This is a genomic window from Maribacter sp. UBA3344, assembly GCF_002362375.1.
GTDB classification, from domain to species: Bacteria; Bacteroidota; Bacteroidia; order Flavobacteriales; family Flavobacteriaceae; genus Maribacter; species Maribacter dokdonensis.
The window spans coordinates 91735-118432 of sequence record NZ_DERI01000002.1 but is presented as its reverse complement, the minus strand read 5'-3'; the positions used below and the strand labels follow the sequence as shown (position 1 = coordinate 118432).

Annotated in this window: 24 protein-coding genes; 15 read left to right on the top strand and 9 right to left on the bottom strand. The window is 35.2% G+C overall.

Translation table 11 applies throughout. From position 1 onward, the window contains the following. Positions 1-7 precede the first annotated feature (7 nt). Positions 8-955 carry an EamA family transporter gene (locus B2Z27_RS01265; protein ID WP_286812252.1) on the top strand — a complete coding sequence of 316 codons (948 nt, stop codon included), beginning with the start codon at positions 8-10 and terminating at the stop codon, positions 953-955. On the opposite strand, the gene B2Z27_RS01260 is transcribed toward B2Z27_RS01265, so the two are convergent. Continuing rightward, positions 936-1520 carry a pseudouridine synthase gene (locus tag B2Z27_RS01260; protein WP_286812251.1) on the bottom strand — a complete coding sequence of 195 codons (585 nt, stop codon included), beginning with the start codon at positions 1518-1520 and terminating at the stop codon, positions 936-938. The two genes, B2Z27_RS01265 and B2Z27_RS01260, sit on opposite strands and share 20 nt — an antisense overlap. A 120-nt stretch (positions 1521-1640) precedes the next feature. Between B2Z27_RS01260 and B2Z27_RS01255 the strand changes: the two genes are divergently transcribed. Beyond that, complete coding sequence (locus tag B2Z27_RS01255) at positions 1641-3194, top strand: DEAD/DEAH box helicase (RefSeq protein ID WP_215998292.1); 1554 nt, start codon at positions 1641-1643, stop codon at positions 3192-3194. A 64-nt stretch (positions 3195-3258) separates the two neighbouring features. Here B2Z27_RS01255 and B2Z27_RS01250 read toward each other — a convergent pair whose 3' ends face one another. The 4 genes from B2Z27_RS01250 to B2Z27_RS01235 all read right to left on the bottom strand — a co-directional run bounded on the left by B2Z27_RS01250 (position 3259) and on the right by B2Z27_RS01235 (position 7750). Then, a complete protein-coding gene (locus tag B2Z27_RS01250) occupies positions 3259-3645 on the bottom strand; it encodes a hypothetical protein (protein WP_058102720.1) in 387 nt (128 codons plus the stop codon). 62 nt (positions 3646-3707) lie between these two features. Next, a complete protein-coding gene (locus B2Z27_RS01245) occupies positions 3708-4241 on the bottom strand; it encodes a carboxymuconolactone decarboxylase family protein (RefSeq protein ID WP_058102721.1) in 534 nt (177 codons plus the stop codon). A gap of 378 nt (positions 4242-4619) precedes the next feature. After that, the gene (locus tag B2Z27_RS01240; RefSeq protein ID WP_286812250.1) at positions 4620-5462 is read right to left on the bottom strand and encodes a helix-turn-helix domain-containing protein; all 843 of its coding nucleotides are present in this window, start codon (positions 5460-5462) and stop codon (positions 4620-4622) included. 80 nt (positions 5463-5542) lie between these two features. Then, entirely contained in the window at positions 5543-7750 is a 2208-nt protein-coding gene (locus B2Z27_RS01235; protein WP_286812286.1) for a TonB-dependent receptor, read from the bottom strand. 256 nt (positions 7751-8006) lie between these two features. Here B2Z27_RS01235 and B2Z27_RS01230 point away from each other — a divergent pair, with 256 nt between their 5' ends. Then, on the top strand, positions 8007-9116 hold the full coding sequence (locus tag B2Z27_RS01230; RefSeq protein ID WP_286812249.1) for an alkene reductase: 1110 nt from the start codon (positions 8007-8009) through the stop codon (positions 9114-9116). Positions 9117-9171: 55 nt separating this feature from the next. Here B2Z27_RS01230 and B2Z27_RS01225 read toward each other — a convergent pair whose 3' ends face one another. Further along, positions 9172-9459 carry a hypothetical protein gene (locus tag B2Z27_RS01225; RefSeq protein WP_286812248.1) on the bottom strand — a complete coding sequence of 96 codons (288 nt, stop codon included), beginning with the start codon at positions 9457-9459 and terminating at the stop codon, positions 9172-9174. A gap of 192 nt (positions 9460-9651) precedes the next feature. Between B2Z27_RS01225 and B2Z27_RS01220 the strand changes: the two genes are divergently transcribed. The 4 genes from B2Z27_RS01220 (at position 9652) to B2Z27_RS01205 (ending at position 13580) form a co-directional block, all read left to right on the top strand. After that, positions 9652-10281 (top strand): SDR family oxidoreductase, encoded by a 630-nt coding sequence (locus B2Z27_RS01220; RefSeq protein WP_286812247.1) that lies wholly within the window; start codon positions 9652-9654, stop codon positions 10279-10281. A 243-nt stretch (positions 10282-10524) separates the two neighbouring features. Beyond that, a complete protein-coding gene (locus tag B2Z27_RS01215) occupies positions 10525-11712 on the top strand; it encodes a PQQ-dependent sugar dehydrogenase (protein WP_286812246.1) in 1188 nt (395 codons plus the stop codon). Positions 11713-11837: 125 nt separating this feature from the next. Next, positions 11838-12737, top strand: coding sequence for a sugar phosphate isomerase/epimerase family protein (locus B2Z27_RS01210; RefSeq protein ID WP_286812245.1), 900 nt, complete (start codon positions 11838-11840; stop codon positions 12735-12737). Positions 12738-12740: 3 nt separating this feature from the next. After that, positions 12741-13580, top strand: coding sequence for an aminotransferase class IV (locus B2Z27_RS01205; protein WP_286812244.1), 840 nt, complete (start codon positions 12741-12743; stop codon positions 13578-13580). Positions 13581-13584: 4 nt separating this feature from the next. On the opposite strand, the gene B2Z27_RS01200 is transcribed toward B2Z27_RS01205, so the two are convergent. Together B2Z27_RS01200 and B2Z27_RS01195 are read right to left on the bottom strand one after the other, a co-directional pair. Next, positions 13585-13947, bottom strand: coding sequence for a hypothetical protein (locus tag B2Z27_RS01200; RefSeq protein ID WP_286812243.1), 363 nt, complete (start codon positions 13945-13947; stop codon positions 13585-13587). 93 nt (positions 13948-14040) lie between these two features. Further along, positions 14041-14427: a hypothetical protein gene (locus tag B2Z27_RS01195; protein ID WP_286812242.1), complete on the bottom strand. Its 387-nt coding sequence runs from the start codon at positions 14425-14427 to the stop codon at positions 14041-14043. Between the two features lie 284 nt (positions 14428-14711). Here B2Z27_RS01195 and B2Z27_RS01190 point away from each other — a divergent pair, with 284 nt between their 5' ends. Then, on the top strand, positions 14712-14903 hold the full coding sequence (locus B2Z27_RS01190) for a cold-shock protein (RefSeq protein ID WP_027067037.1): 192 nt from the start codon (positions 14712-14714) through the stop codon (positions 14901-14903). 56 nt (positions 14904-14959) lie between these two features. Here B2Z27_RS01190 and B2Z27_RS01185 read toward each other — a convergent pair whose 3' ends face one another. After that, complete coding sequence (locus tag B2Z27_RS01185) at positions 14960-15715, bottom strand: helix-turn-helix domain-containing protein (RefSeq protein ID WP_058102731.1); 756 nt, start codon at positions 15713-15715, stop codon at positions 14960-14962. A gap of 245 nt (positions 15716-15960) precedes the next feature. Between B2Z27_RS01185 and B2Z27_RS01180 the strand changes: the two genes are divergently transcribed. From B2Z27_RS01180 to B2Z27_RS01150, 7 genes are all read left to right on the top strand, one after another. Next, positions 15961-16356 (top strand): molecular chaperone Tir, encoded by a 396-nt coding sequence (locus B2Z27_RS01180; protein ID WP_058102732.1) that lies wholly within the window; start codon positions 15961-15963, stop codon positions 16354-16356. 12 nt (positions 16357-16368) lie between these two features. Beyond that, complete coding sequence (locus B2Z27_RS01175; protein WP_286812241.1) at positions 16369-17082, top strand: PspA/IM30 family protein; 714 nt, start codon at positions 16369-16371, stop codon at positions 17080-17082. Between the two features lie 4 nt (positions 17083-17086). Further along, positions 17087-17791, top strand: a complete 705-nt coding sequence (locus B2Z27_RS01170; RefSeq protein ID WP_074673844.1) for an OB-fold-containig protein — start codon at positions 17087-17089, stop codon at positions 17789-17791. 14 nt (positions 17792-17805) lie between these two features. After that, positions 17806-19872, top strand: coding sequence for a flotillin family protein (locus B2Z27_RS01165; protein WP_058102734.1), 2067 nt, complete (start codon positions 17806-17808; stop codon positions 19870-19872). Between the two features lie 59 nt (positions 19873-19931). Next, entirely contained in the window at positions 19932-24821 is a 4890-nt protein-coding gene (locus B2Z27_RS01160) for a DNA repair ATPase (protein WP_286812240.1), read from the top strand. Between the two features lie 96 nt (positions 24822-24917). Continuing rightward, complete coding sequence (locus tag B2Z27_RS01155; protein ID WP_286812239.1) at positions 24918-25364, top strand: KTSC domain-containing protein; 447 nt, start codon at positions 24918-24920, stop codon at positions 25362-25364. Positions 25365-25391: 27 nt separating this feature from the next. Beyond that, entirely contained in the window at positions 25392-26693 is a 1302-nt protein-coding gene (locus tag B2Z27_RS01150; RefSeq protein WP_286812238.1) for a DEAD/DEAH box helicase, read from the top strand. Positions 26694-26698 lie beyond the last annotated feature (5 nt).

Below are 26698 nucleotides of genomic sequence, written 5' to 3'. Positions count from 1 at the left end.
ACATTCAATGGCAAAAATGCAGCGTAATACCTTATTGGTGATTCTGTCATTTTTTGCCATTTATTTTATTTGGGGCTCTACCTATTTATGGAATAAAATTGCCGTAACTGAACTACCCGCATTTATGCTTGCAGGAATTAGATTTGTTACTGCCGGTAGTTTAATTTTTATCATCTCAAAATTTTTGGGTTTACCCTTAAAAATTTCCAAACAAGAATTCAAAAATACTTTCATAGCAGGTTTTCTATTTCTAACTTTTGGAAATGGGGTAGTAGTATGGGCTTTAAAGTTCGTAGATAGCGGGTTTGCAGCGTTAGAAGTTTCTGCCCAACCCTTGGTAGTATTATTAATGATGCGGATAATACAGGGTAAAAAAATACAACCTATGTCTATCATTGGTGTTATTTTGGGCATTATAGGTATATTCTTATTGGTAGGTCAAAAAGAGATCATTGCCCAGGAAGGTGCTATATTAGGAATGATACTAATTTTTATCTGTATGCTAAGCTGGTCTTACGGTAGTTTGTTTGTTGGTAAGGCCGTACTACCTAAAAATTTCTTTGTAAATACCGGGTATCAAATGCTAACTAGTGGTCTTTCATTAATGATTATAAGTACATTCCTGGGTGAAAAATGGTCTTCACCACTTACCTGGAGTACTCCGGTAATCTGGTCCATGCTACTTTTAATAATCTTTGGTAGTATTATTACATTTACTGCATTTAATTACTTGTTAAGAATTGTTTCCCCAGACAAGGTGGCTACATCAACTTATGTTAACCCCATTGTTGCAATGATACTTGGTTGGTATTTCTTGAACGAGAATATCACCTTGCAATCAGCCATAGCCTCTGTAGTTTTATTAACGGGAGTATACTTTATAAACACCAAAAAAAGTTTGACCATTCTATCTCGCTTTTCAGGTAAGCGAATTCCTAAGAAGATAGTAGAGTAGGGGTAATCTTTAAAACTTGGGACGGTTTCATTTGACCTAAAGAGATATCACCTATTCTTATACGTACCAAACGTACCGTAGGGAAACCTACCGCAGCTGTCATTTTTCGTATTTGTCTGTATTTACCTTCCTTGATCACCATACTGATCCATGATGTTGGTCTATGTCTACCAATGCGCAAAGCAGCACTTGCTTCTGGTAATATTGGTTCTTTTTTTAAGTAATCTACATCACACGGTAAAGTTTTATACTTTTTACCGAACAACCCTATGACCACACCTTTAGATAATTTATCTATAGCGTCAGTTGTTACTAAACCATCCAATTGCACCAAATACTGTTTTTCTATTCCTGATCTATTGATGTCGTCACTCCATTTTCCATCTGTGGTCATCAGTAACAAACCTTCAGACTTCTCATCAAGCCTACCCACAGGCATTGTTCCTTCAGGAAAATCAGAAAGTTCACTTAAAAAGCGTTTTTTTCGAAGTTGACGGTCTTCTCCAGAAGTTAATTGACTTAACATGCCAAAAGGTTTATAAACCTTAAAATGGAAATGTTCCATTAAATTTCTGCCTTACAATTAATATTAGTTACAAATGGTCGCAAAAGATACCCTTTTTAACCCATGAATTAGTAATAAACTAGCGAGATTGTTACCTTTGCACACTCCAGAGAAGATTTTATGCAAGAGACAGTTTTTGAACTACAGGACAGAAAGACAGATAAAGAACTTTACAGCTACCAACAAGGAGCAATTCAACAAATATTTGACAAGTTCGATTCAGAACGAGATGATTACCACCTTCTATACCAATTACCAACGGGTGGTGGTAAAACCGTAATTTTCTCGGAAATTGTTCGCCAGTACCTTAAGAACCATAACAAGAAGGTTTTGGTTATGACTCACCGTATAGAGTTATGTAACCAAACTTCTACCATGCTTACAAGCTTTGGTGTTGTAAACAAGGTTGTGAACAGTAAGGCAAACCTTGATGACCAAGAGCGTTATAGCTGTTATGTTGCCATGGTTGAAACACTGAACAATAGGTTGAACGATGATCAGTTGGATATTTCTGATGTTGGTTTGGTCATTATTGATGAGGCTCACTATAATTCTTTTACCAAACTATTTAAGTTCTTTGAAAATTCGTTCGTACTTGGAGTAACGGCAACTCCGTTAAGTTCTAACAAGGATTTGCCAATGAACAAGAACTATGATGAACTTATACCTGGTGAAACCATAGAAAATCTTATTGCCAATGACTTTTTGGCAAGAGCAGAAGTGTTTCATTATGACATGGGATTAACTTCATTGGAAATTGGTTCTAACGGTGATTATACCGTTAAGTCATCTGCAGATCTTTATACAAGCCCGGCAATGTTGAGCAAGCTTTTAGAAGCTTACACCAAACATTCAAAAGGTAAAAAGACTTTAATTTTCAATAACGGTATTGAAACCTCCATACAAGTTTACCATACCTTTCAAGCTGCAGGTTTAAATATTATGCACCTTGATAATACCGCAACAAAAAAGCAGCGAAAACAAATTTTAAAATGGTTTAAAGAAACACCGGATGCCATATTAACTTCGGTTAGTATTTTAACCACTGGTTTTGATGAACCTACGATTGATACAATTATATTGAACAGGGCTACAAAATCTCTTACGCTTTACTATCAAATGATCGGTAGGGGATCTAGGGTCTTGAACAATAAATCCAAATTCACGGTAATCGACTTAGGTAACAACCTATATCGTTTTGGACCTTGGGGCGCAGATTTAGATTGGGGTGCAATTTTTAAATCGCCCAATTTCTACATGGATCGCATACGTGATGATGAAGATATTGAGAGCGATTTTAAACTTGAACTTTCAGATGAAGTCAAAGCTGAGTTCAAAAACTCCAAAGAAACCTATTTTGATATTAAGGAAACTTACGAAACTGCAACATTTGCAGGGGAATCTTCTAAAGTAGTTCTTGAACGATCTATAGCTCAACACGCATACATTTGTATTGAAAACAGTGAAGATGTCTATGATGCCATAGCATTGGCAAAGCTATTAAAAGAAGATATTGATAATAGAATACACGTTTATGGAAAATGTATCAGTAAAAGCACATATAATTTCTTAAGCTGGTTAAAAGACGATTACCAAAAGAAATTAAACGCATACTTACGTGAAAATTTTGATAAGGTCTTTGAAGAAATTCATGGTCATCCACCAGAGGATTAAATAGTACAAAATTCAAAAGGGCTGTTCTTAAATGAACAGCCCTTTTTCATTGCAAAACTTAACCTTATTCTACGATAAGACTATACTGTGGCGTTGGATTTAATGGGCAGAAATATACATATTCACCTTTTTCTAATTTAGTTTCTTTAGAATGACCAACCGTGTTGTTCTTAACCGCTGCAGTTACGTATGCAGTTTGAATGTGGTTCTCTGGTTTTGAAGCATCTTTTCCTTTTTTTACTAAAACCAAACCTACATCTTTACCCACATTATTGTTGGCAACGTCAAAAATATAAGTGCCTTCGCTAACAGTGATAGATTTTTGGGTGAATTCCCCTGTTGTTTGCTCTAAGGCAATTTTCTTAACTGGCTGCTTCATCATTTTGTCTTGTGCATTTGCGTTGAATGAAAATGCCAATACGATAACTAAAATTGATAATACTCTTTTCATGTTTTTAAAATTTAGTGTGGGTTTCCCCGTTTTAATGATTAATAATTATTATTTGTAATTGTTTATAAAGATGGTGCTACAGGAAAATCAACCGGAACCTGTGTAGTACTGTGTATATAGTTGGAAATTGTTTTATCACCAACCAATGATATTGTATCTATTAAATTGGCTTTTGTATAACCTGCCGCAAAATAATCGTTCAATACGTCCTCGTCAGTGCGGCCTCTATTTTCAGTAATATTCTTCGCTAATTTTGCAAGTGCATTTAATTTAGTGTCAAATGAGGCTTTTCCTGCTCTAAGCTCTAAAATTTGTTCATCTGTAAAACCGTTCATTTTACCAATGGCTGTATGTGCCGATAAACAGTAAATACAATTGTTAACTTGGCTTACCGCTAAATTGACAACTTCTTTCTCCTTAGCTGATAATGAAGTTTTGGCATTTGCAAAATTCAAGTAGTTTTCTAATGCGGTATCACTATTGGCATATGTGGCATATAAATTAGGAACAAAGCCCAATGCTTTTTCCAAATTATCGAAAATACCTTGATTTTTCTCGCTTACTTCTTCTCTTGTTGGTACATTAAATGTGCTCATATTATTATTTTTTTAAATTGAATTTATTATGTTATTAATCTTGTACAAAGGTAAATTGGTGAAGTAGTTATTGTCATGCTTGAAATTCCCTTTGACATGTCAATTTTTCCCTCAAAGCAATGAATTGAATACTCGGGCCAGTTTTGAGGAATTATCAGAATCACAATAATAGTCCGATAAATGATTGTGCTTACAATGCTCTTTCACATTGATTGCATTAGACGTATCTATCCTTTTAGATGTAAATATTTCTATTAAATTAAAAATTGATTTGTGTTTTAAGTTCATGTCTTTACTGTTTTAATTCTACAGTACAAAGATCATCTTTAAGTGAAACTTAAAACGGGCTATTTTACCCTAGTAGTTGTCAATTTTTCCCTAAACGGCTTTTGCCAGTTGTTTCTTAAATTGAGAAGGAGAGAGGCTTGTCAATTTTTTAAATAGCCTACTTAGATGAGATGCATCTTCAAAACCAATTTCATAAGCAATTTCCTTTGCTGCTTTATCGGTATAAATAAGTAGTCTTTTAGCCTCAAGAACTATGCGTTCATGTATTATTTGTAAAGGAGTAGTATTGAATTTTGCAAAGGTATTTGAAAGGGTCTTAGGAGATTTAAATAACTTATCCGCGTAAAAAGAGACTGAATGCTGCTCTTTAAAATGGGCTTCTACCAACAAATTAAATGACCTTAGCAAATCTAGCTTTACATCATTGGCAGCACTTCCAAATCCTTCTTTTGCCTTAAGCAGCCTTGTACTCATTATCATAAAACGAGCCATTAGCATTCGTAGCATTTCGGCTTGTATCGTATCTTCAGTATTTAATTCATCTACAAAAACCTCATGAAGGGTATTAAACTTTCGTTGTTCATTTTCTCCTAAATCTATTAATGGAAAATGTGCATTGCTAAAAAATAACAACCCAGCACAACTTACTTCTTGGTCATGGTCTTTAATGCAATAAAACTCTCTATTGAACTGATAAACAATTAAATCTTTACCCTCAACAAAATGAATAAATTGAATTGGTGTCAACGCAAGCAGACTATGTTCTGAAATGATATATGGTATGCCATCTACCTCAATAGTGGCTTTATTACTTGTAGTTCTAATAAAAATATAGAGTCCGGCTTGTTTTGGTTTTCCGTAATTCTCCAACAAAGCTTCGTTACCAATTTTTAGTAATCCGCCAGTACTAAAATCCTTAAAAACTTCTTGCATGAAGTCTTGGTCTAAAAAAAGGTTGTTTCATTACACTGGCAATGCATCAACCTTTTCAAAAATATAGAAATAGCACTTCTTTAAAACCTCACAGAAACCTTTCCTCTTAGGTAAAACGGAGTACCGGGAGTAAAATGAATTTCCTCTACAGATGCAGTTTCATTGAACAATCTGCTTTCTGTAGCAAATTGGGTCTCGTTCCATTCTGTATCAAATAAATTCTCTATTATCAGACCCAATGTCCAGTTTTTTATATGATAGTTAAGGTTCATATCGGTTACAAAGTAACCTTCAGCTACAATGCTATTGTCTTCATTTGCTGCTCTATCTCCTAAATAACGATAGTTTAAAGCACCAGAGAATTTTCCTAAATCTGTTACCGATATACCACCTACTGAAGTAAAATCCGGAGCAAGAGGTATATAATCTTCCCCATCAAGTTCTTCAGTGCTTCTAGCGTAGGTATAATTGATATCATTATAAAGATACAGCCAATCTAACACCTGGTAACGAGCACCTAGTTCAACACCTAACCTACGAGTCTTGCCACTTGGTTCAACAATACCAGCGTCACCTACATAAACAAATTCCTGGTCTAATAACAGCCCCCATAAGGTAGCGTTCAGCACAAGTTTATCCGTAGGTTTAATTATAGTACCTAAATCTGCACCGTAAGCGGTTGGCAATATATCCCTACCTTCATTTGCAGTGACTACTCGAGTATCATTAGAATGAAATCCAAGACCCGTTTTCAAAAACACTTGCCAATTTCTATTTACAGTATACAATGTATTTAGTTTTGGACTCACTTTTGCCTTACTTTCACTTTTGTTGTCATAAAGCTCGCTTAGTTTGTTTTCATAATCGAAGTTGAAATAATCTAAGCGTACAGAAGGATTAAAGGTCCAATTCCCTGTTTTATATTCCCCGTCAACAAATCCGTAAAAATTGGTTTCATCTACATCGCCAAAAGCAAACTGCTCAAGGGTGGTTTTTCTGTTTAATGTATGTGATAGAGTTACATCATCTACATTGTCATACCTAAACCCACCACCTGCAGAATACTTAAAAGTATCATCTTTACCCACAGCAATGTTAATCTGTTCAAAAATAGTTTCGGCACCCATAATGGTTCTATCTTCAAACTGACGAATTTGATCTCCGTTGACCGGATCATCCAAAAAGAATGTAAAATTCGAAAACAGCTCAAAATCATATTTACTTACAAAAGCCCTTGTTTTCAAAAACTGATCTTCACCTAAGAATTTAACATGGTTCAACATTAAGTTAGTTCTACTGGTTTGACCACCTTCAGTATCATCAATTGCACCAAATCTACCTATTAGGTTTTGATCTACAGCTCTTTGAGGTATTTGACCAGAAGCATCCCATTTACTTTGAAAATGCGAAGCGGTCAAAGTCAATTCTTCATTTCCTATATCTTTATAGTTATAGCGTCCTAGAATATTAATTCTATTAAAGTTTTGAGGAGAATCAAAAGGTCCGTCCGTAAGATAAACTTCAGAAGCTAAATAAACATTGCTTTTACTACTTTCCAGAACTTTAAAAAGTCCAACAAATCTATTGGTATTGAACTGTCCGGATTCATAAGAAACCATACTTTGATCTATACTTTTCTTCAGACTTAAATCAACATACCCGGCAGTATTAAAATTTCCTTTATCGGCATAATACAAGCCTTTTCCAAAATTTATATTATTAATGGTTTCAGGAATAACAAAGTGTAGATCTGCATAACCTTGCCCATGCGCATGCGAGACCATGTTTACCGGCATACCATCAACGCTGATGGCTACATCCGTTCCATGATCTATGTCAAATCCTCTTAAAAATATTTGCTCGGCCTTACCTCCACCGGCATGCTGTCCTATTAATAATCCAGGAACTTTACGTAAAATCTCTTGTGAAGATTTCACCGGATCGTTCTGTACATCAATGTTCACTATTCTGCTCATAGCATCAACTTTTGATACTACTACCACCTGATCCAAGTTTATACTAGACTCCTCTAAAGTAATTTGCACGCCTTCATTAACATGTTGGGGCTGTATGACCAATACATAAGTTTTATATCCTAGGTTAGAAAAGTAAACCGAATCATTCACTGTTGTTGAAGGAAGTGAGAATGATCCTGATAAATTGGTATGGCTATGTTGCCCGGTCGTCTGATTAAAAATACCAACATTTTCTAATGCAAGTCCATCTTTATCCGTTACTTTTCCCTTTAGGTTTTGTGCTGTCGCACTTGATATTACACCAAATATCATAATTAGGCTCAACAGTTTTAATGCCCTTTTACTGCTAGAATTCATAAAATTGTTTTTAGAAAGATTGTTTTCAACGATACTTACGACAAAAAACAAGGAAGGTTTTAATTATTTATAGAAAAGCAAAAATAATGGTTATATAAAGTTCTGCAACCTAATTACGCTTTATGACATTTTTTTCACGATAAGAGTTAACTTATTCTATGAATAAAACAAAACTTTGAGGAGGATTTAAACACTACTAGAAATTAGTTTTATGAAAAAACAAGCATTGTTAATACCGTACAATAAGAATATAGCATTAGATAATAGAATTGTTATGGCCCCTATGACCAGAAGCAGGGCCACAAATGAAGAAAATAAACCAACAGAAGATTTACATGTGCCGTATTATAAACAAAGGGCATCTGCCGGATTGATCATTACAGAAGGCTCACAAGTTTCTAAACAGGCGGTTGGCTATGTGAATACACCTGGCATCTACTCTCAAGAACAGGTAGAGGCATGGAGCAAAGTCACTAAAGAAGTTCATGCTAATGGAGGAAAGATTTTTATTCAGTTATGGCATGTAGGGCGTATGTCTCACCCAGATTTTCATGATGGCGATTTACCTTTAGCACCTTCTGCAATTAACCCCAATGCAAAAAGCTACACCCCTAATGGTTTTAAAGATACCGTAACCCCTAAAGCAATGAGCATTGATGAAATAAAACAAACGGTCAGTGACTTTAAAAATGCCGCAAAAAATGCAATAGATGCAGGTTTTGATGGTGTAGAAATACATTCATCTAACGGATACTTGTTTCATCAATTTTTTAACGGCACATCTAATCATAGAACAGACGAATATGGAGGAAACATTGAAAATAGAACTCGGTTCTTTTTTGAAGTTTTGGATGCCATTAAAGAAGTGGTGCCCCAACAAAAGATAGGAACAAGATTTAATCCTTCTTTAGATGGCCTGTTTGGTATTACAATGGACGAGGAAACCATACCAACTTTTGAATACATCATAAAAAGGTTAAATGATTATGATCTAGCTTACATTCATTTGTCCGAGCCCTTTACAGATGTTTCTAACATACCCTATGCAGTACAGCATATTGCCGCGCATTTTAGACCATTGTACACCGGTACATTAATGATAAACTCTAATTTTGACAGGGAATCTGGCAACAAAATAATTGAGGACGGCAATGCCGATTTGGTTGCCTTTGGCAAACTATTTATATCTAACCCAGATTTGGTAGAGCGATTCAAGAATAATTATGAATTAGCCGAATGGAATGAAGATACATTTTACACACCGGGTAAAGAAGGATATCTTGATTACCCAACATACAAGGAAAGTAACATCACTGTTTAGAAAACAAATTAGCCCCATAACAAAAAAAAGCAGCCGTTTAGGCTGCTTTTCTTTTTTAAACTATATGGTCCGTATTTTGTTCTAAATCTTCATTTTCCGCACCTCCCTGGCTGTACAATTGGTTCTCTTCATCTTTTAAAGAATTTTCAGATTTGCTTTGCGGAAGTTTCCTCCCTGGCACATCTAAATCCTTACCAGCAAAATCGACTTTTCGGTCTCTACCCGTGAGCTGACTATCATCGCCATTATCCGTTCTTGTGTTTTTAGTTTTTTCTCCCAAAGCCTGTAAATCATCCGTGGTAACATCTGAATTATAGGTTGACTTTTTATCTTCAGTTTTCATATATAACATTTTAATAATTGAAATGGTAATCTACTACTTACATCCACTATTTATTAGCACAAATGCCTTTTATCCTTGCTTTATTATTTAACAGGTATTTTAATATTGACTGTGGGTATTGCATCAATATTTTTGGTTAACGAATTAATACAAATAGGGCATTTTAATCACCTTGCAAGAAAATAAATTGAAATGGAAAATGTATTAGTTGCCGGTGCTAACGGTACTACAGGAAAGAAAATAGTTACACTTTTAAAAAACTCTCAATATTTTGAACCTATTGCAATGGTCAGAAAAAAAGAACAGCAGGAGCAATTTGAGAATGAGAATATTAAAACGGTTTTGGGTGATTTGGAAAAAGATGTATCACACACCGTAAAAGATATGGACAAAGTCATTTTTGCTGCAGGTTCAGGAGGAAAAAAAGTAGTTGAAGTTGACCAAGAAGGTGCTAAAAATTTAATTGACGCCTCAAATAACGCGAACATTAAGAAATTTGTAATGCTAAGTTCTATGGGAGCAGATAATCCTGAACAAGCCGAAGATCTAAAGGATTATTTAAAAGCGAAACACAATGCTGATGAATATCTAAAATCTGCCAATATAATGCATACCATAGTAAGACCAGGTTCGTTAACCAATGATGCTGGTACAGGTAAAATTGAATTGCAGGATAAATTGAACAAAAAAGGATCGATAACAAGAGATGATGTCGCGCAAACTCTAGTAAGATCATTACATGACGATGCGGCCATTAACAGAACTTTTGAAATTATAGAGGGCGATACGCTAATTTCTAAAGCAATGGATGCCAATTCATAAAAAAAATAAGTAGGTGGTTGTAAAAAGTCAATCTTAATTCTTTTAAGGTTGGCTTTTTTATTGGCACCGCCAAAGGATATAATACCCCGAAGCTTGCCTCGAATTTAAAAGTTTGACTCCTTTAAGTGCCTCATGGACTTGCCCTGAGGTGTTTTACTCTTAATAACCTCTATACAAACCATGCAAACATTATATAACTTGAAGAGGTTACGTATCTTCGTATAAAAACCAAATATTCTGAACATGAAAAAAACGTTTTTAAAAAGTATAGCAGTACTGGCTATATTGCTTTCCATACAGTCTTGTAAAGAAAACAAAAAAGAAAACACCACCACTACCAATAATGAGGTAGAACTTGACAGTACAGATTTAGCCTTGTTAGAACTTAATTTGCCAGAAGGGTTTCAAATTGAAGTTTATGCCAGGGGAGTAGATGGTGCAAGATCAATGGCTATGGGTGATAATGGCACTTTGTTTGTTGGTACCAGAACAGAAAATACCGTCTACGCCATACAAGATACCAACGGTGATTTTAAAGCTGACAATGTTATGGTTTTAGATACCATGGAAGTACCAAATGGTATAGCCATGAGAAATGGCGACCTATACGTAGCACAGGTAGGTAGTTTGTGGAAATATCCCAATATAGAAAATCAACTAGGAAATACACTTGAAAAAGAGTTGATCTATGATGACTACCCAACAGAATTTCATCACGGATGGAAGTATATTGCCTTTGGTCCAGATGACAAATTATATGTACCAGTTGGTGCTCCTTGTAATATTTGTAATCGTACCGAAGAAGATGAGCGTTTTGCAACGATAACCAGAATGGACCCTGATGGAAGCAATCGTGAAATTTATGCCAGAGGAGTAAGGAATTCAGTTGGTTTTACTTGGCACCCCGATACAAAACAAATGTGGTTTACAGATAACGGACGTGATATGCTAGGTGATGATATACCGCCATGCGAATTAAATACCGTTACCGAAGCCGGGCAACATTTTGGATACCCGTTTTGCCATGGGGGCATTGTTAAAGATCCTGAATTCGGAGATTTACACCCTTGTTCAGATTTTGTTGATCCCGCCTTACAACTAGATGCACATGTGGCTCCATTAGGAATCAAATTTTACACAGGCAAAATGTTTCCAGCTGACTACAAAGGAAAAGCATTTATTGCAGAACATGGTTCTTGGAACAGAAGCAAAAAAGTTGGATATAGAATCATGATGGTCGATATTGAAGATGGCGAAGCAGTAAACAGTGAGCCGTTTATAGATGGTTGGTTAGATGAAGCTGAACAAAAAGCAACAGGCAGACCGGTAGACTTATTACTATTAAAAGATGGTTCAATGTTGATTTCAGATGATTACGGAGATGCTATTTATCGTGTTTCATATAATGAGACCGCATTGGCCAACAACTAAATCCTAAAGAGGTTTTCATATAAAAAGCAGTCGTTTTCGGCTGCTTTTTAATTTTACACATACCTTATTTTGCTACCTATGTATTATATTTATATTATAGGTCCATACCAATAAAACATCATACCATGAATAGTTTAAGTTCGCGTAGAACATTTTTAAAGCAAACAGGGGTTTTATCCGTTAGCTCCATACTTCCGTTATCCGTTCTTCCGGTACATTACAAGTATAAAATGGGACTTCAATTGTTCACTATTAGAGATGCCATGGCCAAAGATCCGTTAGGAAGCATAAAATATGCTAGGTCCTTAGGTTATGAAGATGGAGAAATTTATGGGTACAACGGTGATAATGACACATATTATGGCATAAAATCAAAAGAGTTTAAAAAGCAGCTAGATAGTTTGGATTTTACAATTTCTAGTGGTCATTATGATTTTTCCAGTCGCTTTAATGAACCTATTGATGTTTTAAAAAAATATGTGGACCAGTGCATTATTGGTTCTGAAAATTTAAACAGCAAATACATTACCTGGCCTTGGCTTGCCCCGGAATATAGAACTATCGAGAATTTTAAAGTACTGACAGATAAGTTAAACATCATAGGTGAACAAGTAACCAATGCAGGTTTACAATTTGCGTATCATAACCACGATTTTGAATTTACGGACCATAATGGTGAACAGGGCTATGATATTATCCTATCCGGTACAGACCCAAATTTGGTAAAATTACAAATGGATATGTATTGGGTAGAACATTCATCAAATAAAAGTATTCATGAATTGATCAAAGAAAATCAAGGTAGATACGTCATGTGGCATATTAAGGATATGGACAAAGTAACGCGCGACTATTCTGAAATGGGTAACGGTTCTATTGATTACAAGAATATATTATCATCCATAGAACAGAAAGATTTACAATACTATTATATTGAGCAAGGTGGTAATTTTGCAAAAAATTCAATGCAAAGTATTACAGACAGTGCCATATATTTTAAAAAACATCTGCAACGCTACCTTTAATCAATGGCATATCCAAACAAAGTTTATTTAAATGGAAATATTGTAGATGCAGAGGAAGCAAAAATATCTGTATTCGACCGCGGATTTATTTTTGGTGACGGATTGTACGAAGTTATGGTACAGATAAATGGCTCTTTCTTTTACGAGAAAGAACATTTAGAACGGCTACAATACGGTTTACAAGCAATCAACATAGATTTTAATGCAGCCTTTCTTAAGAAAGAAATACCCAAATTATTACATGCCGCCCAGCTGACAGCTATTGACTGTATGTTGTATATACAGATTACTAGGGGAGTAGCTCCAAGGCAACACTCTTTTCCGCAACAATGTCAACCTACGGTAATGATGTATGCCATACCAAAAGTATTACCTGTTATCAATGAAATTAATGCCAAGGTAATAACCAGAAATGATTTTAGATGGTCTCGTTGCGATATTAAAATGACCTCACTTTTAGGCAATGTTATGCTTAATGAAGAAGCTATGCAGCATGAATGCTACGAAACTATTTTACATAGAAACGGAGTTTATACAGAAGCCTCGCATAGCAATGTATTCTTTGTTAAAGAAGGCGTGGTTTATACACATAAGGCAAATGAACATATTCTTAACGGAATTACTAGGATAGTGGTCATTGAACTTTGTAATTCGCTAGGCATACCTTTAAAAGAAGAAGCTATTTCAGTTGAAGAAATTGAACATATTGATGAAGCCTTCTTAACAGGAACCAGTACCCAAATAGCCTCAATTCAACAGATTGATGATAAATTACTATACTCAGAAAATGAAAAAGGCCCCATTACAAAAAAACTGCAAGAGGCCTTTTTAAAACTTAAGTAGCTAATTATTTTACTTGAAAATAATCGAAGAACTGATCGGTATCCTTTATTTCCATTAAACCAAGTATATAACATACCTCACTTAAATCCGAAAAATCAAGACCACCCTCATCTACGCTTTCATTTAAATATCTGCCATCTTTTCCATTATACTGATTGCCAAGTCGAATTGCCGTATTCCAAATGTTGGTTAATTTTTCATCATTGATTTTAGTCTCCCAAGCTACTTTACCATCAGATTTTAAACCAGGTGTACCATTACCAACAGCATTACCATCAGCAATTTTGTGATAATCCGTAACCGTTTGTGTGTATTTAAGCTTTGTAGGTTCTGTTACGGATTCGTTCCAATCACTATGCTGTACCACATGAATATGTTCTTTTATTTTAATTGACGGATTTTGATTTGATATTTGCTTTACCCAATCTGCCGTAAAATCTGACTGACCTGCTTCGGCTACTCAAACATCGCCACCGTTTTTAATAGTCTTTACCACTATTTTTGCAACTCTAGCTACAGATGCTTCCCATTCTTTATCAGCATCTGTCCAATTATTTTTAAATGCCATTTTCATTAATTCGTTTGGCGGAACGTAAAGTCCTTCTTGAATACCATAAGAACCAGCAACAGCATAGTAATTTAAATGCTTATAATCCGGGTGATTTAAAAGAGTAGCCAAACCTGCAGCTGTATGTAAATCATCAATATCCGTCTTGCAATCTAACTGTACCAATAATAAATCCTTAGATATATCATAATTTGGTTTTTGTGCTGTCAAACAAAAGCTAAATAATAAAATGCACGTAATACCTGATATGGCTTTCTTAAAGTCAAATGTGTTTTTCATGTTGTTGAATACTATGAGTTGATTTTTTTTGTTGTTTCTACTAATGTATCAATATTTATAATAGCATAATTGATGATTTTCTCATAAATCATGAACTAAACAACATCAGACATAATCAATAAAGATGTTCAATTTAGTTTTACAGAGAGTAAATGTTTCATTTTGAGCAAAAAACTCATAAAGTATTCACAAAAAAAGAATATAAGTGATCAATAACCGCTCATTGTCAACTATTGGCGTCATCTTTGTTCACTAATAAGTATTATAAATTAAATTACATTACAATGAGTAAAGGAACAGTAAAATTTTTCAACGACACAAAAGGTTTCGGTTTTATCACTGAAGAAGGAGTTGAGAAAGATCACTTTGTACACATTTCTGGGTTGATCGACGAAATTCGCGAAGGCGATGAAGTTGAATTTGAACTTAAAGAAGGTAACAAAGGTTTAAACGCAGTGAACGTTAAAGTTATCTAAGACATATATACATTCAAGTTTAAGAAAAAGCCCTCTACTATTAGAGGGCTTTTTTATTATCGCTCATTTTTAAGTCTATCAAAATCTTTCTCTAATTGAAATAACTTTTCTTCTATGTTAAAATTGGTCTCTGGCAGTCTATGATAGAAAACGTATCGTACACGCCACATTTCCTTAATTTCCTTTAATTGGAGTACTACATCATCCACATTTTTATGATCTGCCCGCAACACAAAACTATCATTGGTAATAAACAATCTCCTTAAAATGATTTCCTTTTCCGTTACCGTAAAAACCAAGGTGCCATTATTAAGTTTTGAATATACCGCTGGCGGCACCCATTCCCCAATAGCAATATCCTTAGGGAACATTCCTAGTTCATTTCTACTCATTTCTAAATTTTGAACGGTGTATGCCCTAAATTTTTTATCTGGATTTATAGGTAATGATAAAAAAGGGAGGTCTTGTATGTAAGAATCCTTGCTGAAATACTTTATATAATCGGTCTGATTCACAGCTGTAATACAAGGTACTTTAATAAAGAATTCTTGCTCACCAAGGTCTTGCTCAACAGTTAAATTGCCTTTGAACTTTAATAAATTATTTACCGTTAATTCGGTTGTTAGCAAGTCATCTATAGGAATGCTAAAATAATTAGCAATTTTTATCAATGTTTCTAGTTTTGGCTCACTTCTCCCTTCTTCATAAGCACCCAAAGTACCTCGTTTTAAGTCGAATAGCTCTGCAAATGCTTGCTGACTAAGACTTTTTAAACTTCTGATTTTCCTAATATTTTTACCGAAATATGACATTTTTTTTGCTAATTATATTTGCAAGTGATAAATATTTAATTATATTTGTCTAACAAAATTAGCAATAATTATTTGAATTGCTATTATTTTGAGCTATTAATTTTTGTCTAACCAATTTTAAAAACTCAATATCATGTTCGTCGTACTTATTTACATTTTAGCGCTCCTATTATCAATTTAGGATTACGCACCAATATTATTTTGTATTATTGAATTTAAGAATCCACTTACAAAAACCAACACAAATGAAAAACCACTTTAATATAACCAGAGATTACCTGCTTGAATTGAATTTTAATATTGTAAAGGAAAATAGGGCAGACGGAATTATGGTTGTTGAGAAAGAAGATTCTGGAATAAAAAATTTGATTTTGGGAGTATCGCCTCCAATTTTGATTATGGAACAGTTTATATTCTCCGTTCACAATCAATCTGAAAAAATCTTTAAAAGCTTACTTCAGAAGAATAGAGATATCATTCACGGCGCTTTTGTTTTAGATGAAACTGCAAACCGCGTCATATTCAGGGACACCTTACAAATTGAGAATATGGATTTGAACGAGTTTGAAGCCAGTCTTAATTCATTAAGCTTACTTATGAGTGAATACTCGGACAAAATCATTGAATTTTCTAAATATTAAAACAATAAAATCATGAATATATTTAAAAGACTATTTAAAATAGGAGAGGCTGAAACCAATTCGGCTATTGACAAAATGGAAGACCCCATTAAGATGACGGAGCAAGGCATTAGGGACATGAAATTAGACTTAGAAAAAAGTTTAGAGGCCCTTGCACAAGTAAAAGCACTTGCTATACGTTCTAAGAACGATCAAGACGTTTATAAGAACAAAGCCAAGGAATATCAAGATAAAGCTATTATCATTCTAAAGAAGGCCAACAGCAAAGAATTGGACGCTGCCGAAGCGGACAGACTTGCAAAAGAGGCTCTAATGCAGAAAGAGAACAATGAGAAACAATTAGAGGCTACCAAGGTAGAAACTGAAAAGTTTGAGGCTAATGTAAGTCAAATGCAAGGCAACGTTGAAGAGCTAAAGGCGAATATAAATAATTGGGAAAACGAACTTAAAACGTTAAAAGCGCGTGTTAAAGTGAGTAATGCTACCAAAAATTTAAATAAGCAAATGGCAGAGTTAGACAGTAGTGGTACGGTTTCTATGCTTGAGCGTATGAAAGAAAAAATAGCGCAAGAAGAGGCCTTGGCCGAAGCGTATGGTGATATTGCCAATGCTAGTAAATCTATTGATGAAGAACTAGATAAAGCTGCAGATACCACTGAAGCCGCTGCAGATGACGAACTTCAAAAATTAAAAGAACAATTAGGGTTCACAAAAACCAAAAAATAAGAATTTGAATCAACTAACCGACATATTATTTTCTGAAGTAAACATTACGCTGACCGTACTGTTGATACTTCTAATTGTCTACTGGATCATTACCATGATCGGTGGTCTTGATTATGACCTTGATGTAGATATAGAGGTAGATGCAGATATAGATTTTGATGCCGGTATTGAAGGCGGTAATCTAGATTTTGAGGACATTTCAAATGCAGAGGTCAATAAAGACGATGTAATAGGTAAGAAGCGCAAACCCTTAAAAAAGTGGCAAATTTTTCTCATTTATTTCAACTTTGTTGGCTTACCGTTCATGTTCACCTTTACCTTCTGGATTTTCGTTTGGTGGTTTGCTACCACCATACTTACAACACTTACAGGTACTTATGAGAACTACATTGGTTTTATCATAATGATTGCGGTTCTTATTCCTGCTTTGTTCATAAATAAAATTCTTACCACACCGTTTAAAGGATTTTTTAAGCAATTGAATAAGGATGGTGATGCCCCAGTGGATTTTTTGGGGAGACAAGCAATTATGTTATCCAGTATTAGTGAAGATAAACTGGGTAATGCAGAAGTAAAAGCAGATGGCAACAGTCATTCTATTTACGTAAAATCGTTAGACCGTAAACCTTTGCCCTATGGCAGTTCTGTACTTATTATTAAAAGATCTGCGGATCACACACACTTTTTAGTTCAATCTTATAATCAATAAATCTTAAATCATTTATGGAATCCATCTTTTCAATTATTGGTATAGGTCTAGGAGTTCTCCTTTTCCTTATCATCGTTTATTTTGCAATTATTGCCATGTTCTACAAAAAGGTTCATCAAGGTCAAGCCTTGGTAAGAACTGGTTTTGGTGGCACAAAGGTAGCCACCGATAAAGGTCTTTATGTGGTTCCTGTTTTTCACCGTGTAGAGGTAATGGATATTTCGGTAAAGAAAATTCAAATAGAAAGACTGGCTACAGAAGGTCTTATCTGTAAGGATAATATGCGTGCAGATATTAAAGTGGCGTTCTTTGTTAGGGTAAACAATGAGGTTGACCTTATTAAAAAGGTAGCGCAGACTATTGGTGTACAAAGAGCCTCTAGACAAGAGACGCTTGAAGAACTTTTTGAAGCCAAATTCTCGGAAGCTTTAAAGACCGTGGGTAAAAAATTCGATTTTATTCAACTGTATGAAGCCCGTAGGGAGTTTAGAGATGAAATTGTAGATATTATTGGTATTGACCTAAACGGCTATACTTTAGAGGATTGTGCCATTGATTACTTGGAACAAACTGCTGTTGCCCATTTAAAGGCCGATAATATTTTAGATGCTGAAGGTATCAAAAAGATTACCGATCTAACCGCTGCACAAAACATTAAAGCGAATCTTATTAAGCGCGATGAGGAGAAAATAATCCGTAAACAAGATGTTGAAGCTCGTGAGGCTATTCTTGAGCTGGACAAGCAGTTAGCGGAAAAAGAGGAGCAACAAAAAAGAGAAATCTCTAACATAAAGTCTCGCGAAGAAGCAGAAACTTTAAAAGTAGCCGAAGAAGAGCGTTTAAAGTCTGAAACCGCACGTATTGCAACACAAGAAAAGGTAAAGGTTGCCGAAGAGAATATGGAGCGACAAATTATTGTAGCGTTGAAAAATAAACAACGTACAGATGCTGTTGAAACCGAAAGAGTTGAAAAAGACCGTTTATTAGAGGCTACGGAAAGAGAGCGAGTTGTTACCCTGGCTCAAATAGAGAAAGAGAAAGTAGTAGAAGTTGAGAAAAAGAATATTCAAGATGTTATTCGTGATCGTGTTACCCTAGAAAAAGGAGTAGTGGAAGAGCAGGAGAACATGAAAGACATTGAAGCTTTCAAGACTGCAGATCGTGAAAAACAAGTTAAGATCACCATTGCTGAAGCTAATGCACAAGAAGATTTGATCAAAACGATCAAAGCGGCCGAGGCTCAAAAAGAAGCAGCTAAGCAAAAAGCGGAGGAAATCAATATTGAAGCCCTAGCACATAAAGAAGCTAGTGAGAAAGAAGCAGAAGCACGTAAGATTTTGGCTGAAGCACAAGCTAAAGAAGAAGCTACCGTTGGTATGTCAGAAGCACAAGTAATGCATGCCAAGGCAGATGCCTATGAGCGTGAAGGTGTTGTTCAGGCGCTTATCATTGAGAAAAAGGCAAAAGCAGAGGCTGCAGGTATTGAGGCTAAAGCGGAAGCAAAACGTAAAGATGGTTTAGCAGAAGCAGATGTAATTAAAGAGAAAGCCTTAGCAGATGCTGCCGGTATAGAAGAAAAAGCGAATGCCATGAAGAAATTAGATGGTGTTGGTAAAGAGCATGAAGAGTTCAAGCTGCGTTTAGACAAAGAATTACAAATTGACCTGGCTCAAATTAATATCCAGAAAGATATTGCCGATGCTCAAGCACAAGTTATTGGAGATGCATTAAAAGCTGCCAAAATTGATATTGTTGGTGGTGAAACAATGTTCTTTGACCAGATTATCGGGCAAATTACCAAAGGTAAAGGTTATGACAGGCTTGTTGCTAACAGTACCAACATACAAGATGTAAAAGATGCTATTTTAGGTAGTGATGACGTAAAGGGCAACCTTTTGGAAAAGGTGAAAGAATTTGCTGATAAATATGGTATTTCTTCAGATGATCTTAAGAATTTAACCATTGCAAATTTATTGATGGACCTAAAATCCAAGTCCAGCGATAATGATGAGCAAACCTTGTTCAGCAATTTATTCAACCTTGCCAAAGGTTTAGGAATGAGTGATAAGAAATTGCGTTAACACCAAAGCTTATTACTTCAACTAAATTAATAATGTAATTTAAAAGCCTAAGAATTTTTATGGCAGAGCATACCCAAACAGACACTACGGAAGAGCATGTATTGGACGGTGGCACATATGATGTTATCAAAAATAGATTACAGAAGCAAAAAGAGCTGTTACAGAACAAGTTAATCGACCTTAACAATGACAGAAAAACAGTTTTTGGTTCATTGGAGACCAAGCTTATTGCTAATGACCGGATCAATACGGAGAACAACTGTATTGCACGGGATATTGTTTCTTTTGGCAATACGTGTCTGTTTGGTTATAATGTTCATTTTGGGCTAAGGACGGACATCAACATTAAAGATGTTTTTAGTTGTTATCACTTTGAGGACAATAGCTTTAAGGCAATAGACCTTGGTCTTTTAGAGGATGATACTTTTAAGACAGATTTCACCAATCTGTACAAGTATTACAGAAATACGATATTCTCCAATTTTGCCATCATTGGTAATTATCTGCATATGGTCTTTCGTTTAAGCGATAGCCCTACAGACATAAAAACCTTTAAATGGTTATTGGTCAACAACACTTTGAAATATGTTGACAACAGAAGTGAACATGAATATAAATTTCCTGTTCAGCAAGAATTTAAGTGGCAAGAGGCAAGTAGAGACATGCACCGCTATGGAGTGCACTCACATGTTTCTATTAAAGATCGTGTATTTGTTGAAACTATTGGTGGTGACCTAACCATAAAAATTGAAGATAATACAGAAGAAGGCAAAGGTATTTTTGATGAACCTGTTGAGTATGTAGACCAGACTTTAGATGATGGGCAGTATCGTTTTGGAGATTTAGGAAACTTGTTGGTTCTAGAAATAAAACCATTTCAAGAGTCGCCTCGTTACTTTGTTTTTAACGATAAAATGAAAGAGGTACAGAAAATTGAATCTGTAAAAGATGCCTGTATTCTTCTTCCCGATGATCAAGGAATCATTTTCCCAACCGGATATTATTTACAAACCGGAGAATATCACATTTTTGACAATGCAATACCAAATGTAAAATTTCAGCAACGCATTGTATCGCCCAACGGTGAGGATTTTCTTTACGTGTTTTATGCAGCAAATGAAGGACTCTATAATCTTATGTCCTTCAACATCATTAGTCAAGTTATAAAAACACCAATAATTTGTAACGGATTTACCATTTTAGAAAATGGTGAACTATGCTATTTTAAGACAGAGCAGGAGCAGACCAAACACCACGTGGTACAAATATGGCAAACACCTTATTTGAAAGGTGATTATATGCCATCGCAACATGAAGATACTTTGTTGTACAAAATTGGCAATAAGGACATTGTGCGGGCAATGGCTGAAGTAAACAGCTTAATTACCTTGCTGAACAAAAATGACAACTATGCGGGTCTCTACAGTGATATCGCCAAGTTTTCAAAAGATATTATAGATGCATATTACTGGTTGCCAGAACCGGAAACGCATCAACTTAATATTCCTATAGAGGAAATCAATAAAGCGTCCAATGCCGCTATAGATGAATTTGAGAAGGTTGTACAGCTTCGTAAAAATGCTCAAAATCAATCTAAGGAAATTCAAAAAAACTCATCGGAACTATTCAATAAAATTAAGAGCACATCTTTTAAAAGTATTGATGAATTCGTAGCACTTTTAACGCGTTTACGATCCACTAGGGGTGAGGTCATTTCCTTAAAAGAGGTTAGATATATTGACCTGGAATTTCTTAAATCATTAGAAGAAGAAATTGAAGCTCAAACTAAAAAAATATCTGAGCGCTGCGTACAGTTTTTATTGAATCCGAATGCCTTACAACCTTACCATAAAGCTTTAGAAGAAAAAAAGAGTTTCATAGATACCGTTGAAAAGGTAATAGAAGCCAAGAAAAAGGAAGAGGAAATCAATGAAATCAGTACCGATCTTGAAATGTTGATTGATATTGTTTCAAATTTAGATATAGAGGATACTGCACATTCCACTAAAATAATAGATGATATATCGTTGATTTTTTCCACGATAAATGAGCTAAAGGCGGCTTTAAAGAACAAAAGAAATTCTTTGGGCATATCTGAGGCAAAGGCAGAATTTGCCGCTCAATTGAAGTTGATTGATCAAAGTATCATCAATTATATTGACATGGCAACCACTCCTGAGAAGTGCGATGAATATCAAACCAAAACATCTATTCAACTCGAGGAGCTTGAGGGCAAATTCACGGATTTCGAGGAATTTATTGAAATCATCATTGAAAAAAGAGAAGAGGTATATGCTGCTTTTGATGCCCGAAAAAATTCCTTAATTGAAAAACGAAATAAGAAGTCAAGCGCATTGACCAATGCTTCTCAACGCATTTTAAAAGGAGTTCAAAAGAAGGCACAGAGTTTTAATACTGCGGTTGAAATCAACGGGTATTTTGCATCGGACCTAATGATCAATAAGCTTCGCGACATCATTACCCAACTGCAAGAGTTAGATGATAGTGGCAAGGCTGAAGAGATAGAGACCCAACTTAAAACTGCCCGCGAGGATGCACTTAGAAAGTTAAAGGATAAACTTGACCTTTATGAAGATGGCGACAGTGTCATTAGGTTAGGAAAGCACAAATTTGGTGTTAACAAGCAGCAATTGGATTTAACCATTGTTTTTCATGACAATGAACTAAATTATCATTTAACGGGGACAGATTTCTACAAACAATTGGATAATGAAGAGTTTGTAAATAACAGGCATTTATGGAACCAAGAGTATGTATCTGAAACCGATGAAATCTATAGAGGTGCCTACTTAGCCTATAAATTGTTTTCCAACTTTGGCGAAGATGAATTACTATCGCTAAATGATGAAGAATTATTGAAGGTTGTTCAAGAACAGAGTAGAAATGACTATTCTGAAGGTTATGTAAAAGGTGTTCATGATGTAGATGCATCAAGATTATTAAAGTTATTAGTTCATAAGCATCATGAATTAGGTTTGCTTACTTACCGACCAGAAATAAGAGGATATGCCCAATTTTTCTGGAACAGCTTAAATGAAGAGGTGAAAAATGAGTTGGATAAAAGTCTAAAAACAGCAGGTGAGGTTTTGCAGTACTTTCCAACATCTAACGAATATGCTTCTGTTGTTGAAAAAATACAGGGTCTGGTAGCTCAATTTGGAGAAAATACTGCGCTTTACGACTCATTGCTGAGTGAAGATATTGCTTCCTATATATTTGAAGAACTTAAATCTGATTCTGAGTTTGTTTACAGCAGTGTGGCAATACAATTGAAAGAAGACTTTATAAAATTCCTAAAATCACAACAGGCAGATTTAAAATTTAAAAAGAGCATTGAAGATACGGTTAGTTTAGAGGACAAAGTTCGTTTAGCTAAACAATGGGTGGCCGCATTCTTAAAAACCAAAGAAAAAGAAAGCCAAGGAATAGACCTTAAAAGATATACGCATGAAATTGTTGGGGCTTTATTGTTCAGAGATGAATCTGCCTCAAAAATTAAATCTGTTTCACCTAACGAAACCATTAAAGAATTAAGAGGCTCTCATACCACCATAAACAATGGTACGTATAACTTTAATTACCATGATTTTATTTCTAGAATGAGATTGTTCGTAACCAGTGAGGTACCGGCATTTCAAAAATTTAAAAAGACCAAACTAGAAATAACGGAGCAACTTAAAAATGATTTAAAACTAGAAGAGTTTAAACCTAGGGTTCTAACTTCTTTTGTGCGTAATAAGTTGATCGACCAAGTGTATTTCCCCATTTTCGGTAATAACCTGGCAAAACAGCTAGGTACGGTTGGCGCCAATAAACGAACCGATAGAATGGGTATGTTGCTTTTAATATCCCCACCTGGTTACGGAAAAACCACGTTAATGGAATATATAGCCAACAGATTGGGCTTAATATTCGTAAAAATTAACGGTCCGGCAATTGGTCATGAAGTCACCAACGTAGACCCCGCATCTGCAAATAATAGTGCGGCAAGGGAAGAACTAAAAAAGCTGAACTTGGCTTTTGAAATGGGAAACAATGTTATGTTATATTTAGATGACATTCAACACTGTAACCCAGAATTTCTTCAGAAATTTATTTCTTTATCAGATGGCACCCGTAAAATAGAAGGGGTTTATGACAATGAACCTAAAACCTATGATTTAAGGGGCAAAAAGTTCTGTGTGATTATGGCGGGTAACCCTTATACGGAAAGTGGAGAGAAATTTAAGATTCCAGATATGTTGGCAAACCGTGCAGATATCTATAACCTTGGTGATATCATCGGAGAAACCGAACATCTGTTCAGATTGAGTTTAATTGAAAACTCGCTCACTGCAAACCCCATTTTACAACAATTGGCAAGCAAGGAGTTTGAAGATGTCTATACCTTGGTCAACCAAATAGAATCTAAAACGGATGAAGGTCAACTAAAAGGAAACCATTCCAGTCAAGAGGTTGAGGAATATAAAAAAGTATTGGAAAAGGTTCTTAAGGTTAGAGATGTGCTCTTAAAGGTTAATGCCACCTATATTAAAAGTGCAGCTATGCAAGATGAATACCGAACCGAACCTGCTTTTAAACTACAAGGTTCCTATAGGGATATGAACAAACTTGTTGCCCAAATTGTTCCAATAATGAACGATAAGGAATTAAACACCTTATTACGATCTCATTATGAAAATGAAGCACAGACACTTACCGGGTCAGCAGAGGCTAATTTATTGAAGTACAACGAATTAATCGGACAGCTTTCTATAGATGAAAATGAAAGATGGTCTGCCATTAAAGAGCAGTTTGTAAAGAATAATAAGATCAAAGGTTTTGGCAATACCAATGAAATGGCACAGGTTTTATCGCAAATGATGGAGTTTTCAGAAAATCTTGCCGGTATTAAGTCGGTCTTACAAAACGGACTTAAAAAAGACTAGCTGAATTAAAACACTTCTATTTTTCGTTATTTCAAGATCTTATAGGTGTTCACATAAAAATAAGACGTAGTTTCGCAGCCGCAAAAAAGCTGTGTTATGAAACGTATCAACGAATACAAAAAACTTTTTGGGGTAGAGAAGGAAATTGAGCTTAAAGCCTTAAAAACCAAGTACAGAAACTTGGTTAAAGAATGGCATCCAGATAAATTTCAAGAGGGTGATGAAAAGAGGGAAGAGGCAGAAGTGCAAAGTCGTAGAATTATTGATGGCTACCACTTTCTAGTAAGTATTGCTCCAGAAACCAAAGAAGCCAATAAAGAAGCTTACGAAGAAAGCATTGCTTCTGGTATTGCAGATTTTCAACATAACGGTCTTGTTTTAGAAGTTACTTTTGTTGATGGTGCTACGTACGAATATTTTGGAGTTACAAAACCTATCTTCCAAAAGATGATCAATGCCAACAAATTAAACAGATTTGCCAAAAGAAGTATTTTTCCAAATTACTTATATAGAAAATCTAAACGAGATCTTCAAGAAGCATAATATCATATTTTTAAAGGGTTATATCGCATGAAAAATCAAAAGGATATTTTATCAAAATTGAATATCAATGCGCTAAACTCTATGCAAGAATTGGCGTTGGAAACCATTTCTTCGTCAGACAACACCATATTACTTTCACCCACGGGTACTGGTAAAACCTTGGCGTTTCTATTACCGGTCCTAGACCTTTTGGATCTAAACAATCCTGAAGTACAAGTGCTCATTTTAGTGCCCTCTCGTGAGCTGGCCATACAAATAGAGCAAGTGCTGCGTGATATGGGTACCGGTTATAAGGTAAATGCCATTTATGGCGGTAGGGCAATGTCCAAGGACAAGATTGAACTAAAACATACACCTGCCATATTAATTGGCACACCTGGTAGAATTTTAGATCATTTTATGGCAGATCGTTTTACCAAAGATCATATTAAAACGCTTGTACTTGATGAGTTTGATAAATCGCTCGAAGTTGGTTTTGAAGAGCAAATGACAGAAATTTTGCTAGAATTGCCAAACCTTAAAAAGCGCATCCTTACCTCTGCTACCGAGGGCGTTAAAATCCTAAAATTTGTGGGTATGGAAAACCCAAGAAGAATTAATTTTCTAAAAAAGGAAATTCCATCACAATTAACCATTAGTACTGTTGTTTCCAAAGAAAAAGACAAACTGAACACTTTGGTTCAGTTACTTGAATTTATTGGAGAAGAACCTGGCATTATTTTCTGTAATTACAAGGATAGTATTGAAAGTGTAAGCACTTTTTTAAGCGAACAGGGTATTTTGCACGAATGCTTTTCCGGTGGTATGGAACAACGTGATCGCGAACGTGCGCTTATTAAATTCAGAAATGGCAGTAGCAGAATTTTAGTGGCAACTGATCTTGCCGCTAGGGGCATTGACATTACCGAACTAAAATTCATTGTTCATTACGAATTACCGCATCGTATAGAAGAGTTTACCCACCGTAATGGTAGAACTGCGCGTGTAAATGAATTGGGAACAGCCTATGTTTTAAAATGGGAGAAGGAAAAATTACCCGAGTTTATTGAAGCATCGACCCCAATTAAAATCAATCCCTCAAAAAGATTAGGTGATCCGTTTTGGGAAACCTTATTTATTTCTGGTGGAAGAAAAGATAAAATATCAAAAGGTGATATTGCGGGACTTTTCTTTAAGCAAGGCGACTTAAATAGAGACCAATTGGGAGATATAGAACTAAAGCAAGATTGCGCTTTTGTTGCGGTACCTAAAGGTCTATCAAAAGAACTTGCGAATAAATTGAGCAACACCCGATTAAAAAAGAAGAAAGTACGCATTACCGTACTTTAAGCATT